Here is a 3,138-nt window from a genome sequence, read left to right as displayed (position 1 = left end):
CCGGTGCCGCCGGGTGAACGCTGGGCCGGGTCCCCGGCCGCCCGCATGGGCGCCGCCCGCGGCTCGTGGCCGGCCGAGCGCCCGCCGCGCGGGACCCGCTGGCTGACCGCCTTCGCGACCGGGGCCATCGCCATGACGGCCCTGCCCGCGATCGCGGTGCTCGTCGGCGCGCTCATCGTCGGGGCGTCCATCGGCGACGCTGCGACCCTGGCCGACGCGGCCGGGCGGGCCGCCCTGGCCACCCCGCTCGCGGTCGTGGCAGCCGGGCTGGTCTACGCGCTGCTGGTGCTCGGCTCCGTTCGGCTGCTCGGTGAGGGCCTGCGGGAGGGGTACTACCCCGTGCGCAGCCGGATCGGCTGGCAGGTCTGGATGACCGAGCGAATCCTCGACGGCGCCCGAACGCTCCTGTTCCCGATCTACGCGAGCCTGCTCACCCCGATCTGGCTGCGCCTGCTCGGCGCTAAGGTGGGCGCCGGCGTGGAAGCCTCCACCGTGCTTCTCATCCCCGCCCTGACGACCATCGCCCCGGCCGCGTTTCTCGCCGACGACACCATGGTCGCCTGCTATGAACTCGGCGGCGGCTGGCTGCACATCGGGCCGGCCAAGATCGGCCGCCGGGCGTTCCTCGGCAACAGCGGCATGGCGGGCGCGGGCCGCACGGTGCCGCGCAACGGGCTCGTCGCGGTGCTCTCCTCCACGCCGCGCAAGGCGAAACGCGGGTCGTCCTGGCTGGGCAACCCGCCCGAACGGCTGCGCCGCACAGTGACGGATGTTGACGAGGCCCGCACCTTCCACCCACCGGCCCGGCTCGTCACCTGGCGGGCGCTGTGGGAGATGCTCCGGATCATGCCGGTCATCGTCACGGTCCTGATCGCCCTCGGCGTGCTCGTCGCCCTTGATGCGCTCTGGCTCACGATCGGCCTGGGGTGGACGATCGCGCTCTCGGGTCTGGTGCTGCTGGCCGCGGGGGCCGTCGCCGCCCTGGTGACCACGGCCGCGAAGTGGTTGCTGGTGGGCCGGATCGACGCTACGGAACATCCGCTCTGGTCGTCGTTCATCTGGCGCAACGAGGTGTCGGACAGCTTCGTCGAGATGGTCGCCCGACCCTGGTTCGCGGCGAAGGCGGCCGGCACGCCGGCGCTCGCCGTGTGGCTTCGCACTCTCGGCGCGCACATCGGGTACGGCGTGTGGTGCGAGACCTACTGGCTGCCGGAGGCGGACCTGGTGAGCATCAAAGACGGTGCGACCGTGAACCGGGGCTGCGTGGTGCAGACGCACCTGTTCCACGACCGCATCATGCAATTGGACCGGGTCACCCTGGCGGCGGGCGCCACGCTCGGGCCGCACAGCGTGATTCTGCCGGCGGCCGACATCGAGGAGGGCGCCACTGTGGGGCCTGCCTCGCTGGTGATGCGCGGGGAACGCGTGCCGGCCGGGTCGGTATGGTCGGGCAACCCCATTTCGCCGTGGCGCAGTCTGCCATGGTGGACTTGACGCCCACCATGCCTCGCACCCCACCGCCCTCAGGCCCCGCTCAGAGCCCGGCCAAGCGCCTCACCCCGCTGCCGCCCAGATCCGCGCTCGGCCCGGCCGGCGTTCGAGGGGCCGCTCCCACCCACGGCGCCGCCACCGCGGGCGACCCGTACCTGCCGGGCAACGGAAACGGCGGTTACCTCGCCCTGCACTACGACCTGAACCTCGACTACCGGGTGACCACCAACCAGTTGCGGGCCACAGCCACCGTGCAGGCCCGGGCATCGATGAGGCTGGACCGGTTCAGCCTCGACTTCGATGGTCTCACTGTGGACCGGGTCACCGTCGACGGGGTGCGGGCGTTGAAGGTGAGCCAGAGCGCGCGCAAGCTCACCATCACGGTGGTGGCGACGATCGAGGCCGGGGCTCTGTTCGAGGTGATCGTGCGGTATCGCGGCGCGCCGCATCCGTTGAAGAGCATCTGGGGCGAGGTCGGCTGGGAGGAACTCGACGACGGCGTGCTCGTGGCCGGCCAGCCGACCGGGTCGGCGTCGTGGTTCCCCTGCAACGACCACCCCAGCAACAAGGCCTCGTTCCGCATCCGGGTCAGCTGCGAGGACCCCTACACGGTCGTGGCGAACGGTACGCTGATCGCGCGCACGACGCGGTCTGGCCGCACCAGCTGGACCTACGAGGTGAAGGAGCCGATGGCTACTTACCTGGCCACGGTGCTGATCGGCCGTTACCGGCGCACCGACGCCACCGCCGCCCCGGTGGCCCAACGCATCTTCTTCCCGGCAAACCTCGCCCGCGAGGTGGCGGTGGACTTCGCCCGACTTCCGGAGATGATCTCCCTCTTCGCCGACCGCTTCGGTCCCTACCCGTTCGACGCCTACTCGGTCGTTGTCACCGACGACGAGCTGGAGATCCCGCTCGAGGCCCACGGCCTCGCCATTTTCGGTCGCAACCACGTCGACGGTGCGCACGGCAGCGACCGGCTGATCGCCCACGAACTGGCCCACCAGTGGTTCGGCAACAGCCTGACCGTCGTGCGGTGGCAGGATATCTGGCTGCACGAGGGGTTCGCCTGCTACGCCGAGTGGCTGTGGGCGGAGGCCGGCGGTGGACCAACGGCCGATGCGAGTGCCGCCGTGCACCGGACCGAGATCGAGGCCCTGCCGCGGGACATCGTCGTCGGCGAGCCGGGGCCGCACGACATGTTTGACGACCGGGTCTACAAGCGCGGCGCCCTGGCCCTGCACGCGGTGCGCCGGTCGCTCGGCGACGACGCCTTCTTCGGCGCCGTGCGCGCCTACACGCGGGCGCGCCGCCACGGTTCCATCACTACCGAGGACCTTGTGGAGTTCCTTTCCGTGCACACCGATAGCGGTGAAATTCGCCGGATCGTCGACCGCTGGATCTATCGGAGCGCCCTGCCCAAGCTCTAGGCGAGGTTGGCTGGTCCAGCCGACCGACCCTCCCGCCCGGCGTCGAACCGATACGACGGAGATTCTCTCGAATGAGAGTCATTTTCCGGTTTTTGAGCCCCTTTCGGCCAGAATCTCGGCTCTCCTGCTGCTTCTGTGGGTTAAACCCGGCCGGGGAGCACTGGTTTGTGGCCGCCGAGGCTGAGCATGGCGAGGGCGATGAGGGCGTCGGGTGATT

The 3,138-nt window shown here is 70.6% G+C and carries 2 protein-coding genes; both read left to right on the top strand.

Annotated features, from left to right (window positions below):
• Positions 1-1,494: Pls/PosA family non-ribosomal peptide synthetase (locus tag E3N86_RS09710; protein WP_370295406.1), on the top strand; the 1,494-nt coding region annotated here is incomplete at its 5' end.
• A gap of 8 nt (positions 1,495-1,502) precedes the next feature.
• Positions 1,503-2,921, top strand: a complete 1,419-nt coding sequence (locus E3N86_RS09705) for a M1 family metallopeptidase (protein WP_134372568.1) — start codon at positions 1,503-1,505, stop codon at positions 2,919-2,921.
• Positions 2,922-3,138 lie beyond the last annotated feature (217 nt).

Source organism: Cryobacterium sp. Hz7, from assembly GCF_004402815.1.
In the GTDB taxonomy this organism is placed as follows: Bacteria; Actinomycetota; Actinomycetes; order Actinomycetales; family Microbacteriaceae; genus Cryobacterium; species Cryobacterium sandaracinum.
Note: the sequence above shows the minus strand (reverse complement) of the source record. Positions and strands in the feature narration are given on the sequence as shown.

Coding starts and splice junctions, on each gene's coding strand:
- E3N86_RS09705 (WP_134372568.1), top strand. CDS start 1,503: ATGCCTCGCACCCCACCGCCCTCAGGCCCCGCTCAGAGCCCGGCCAAG.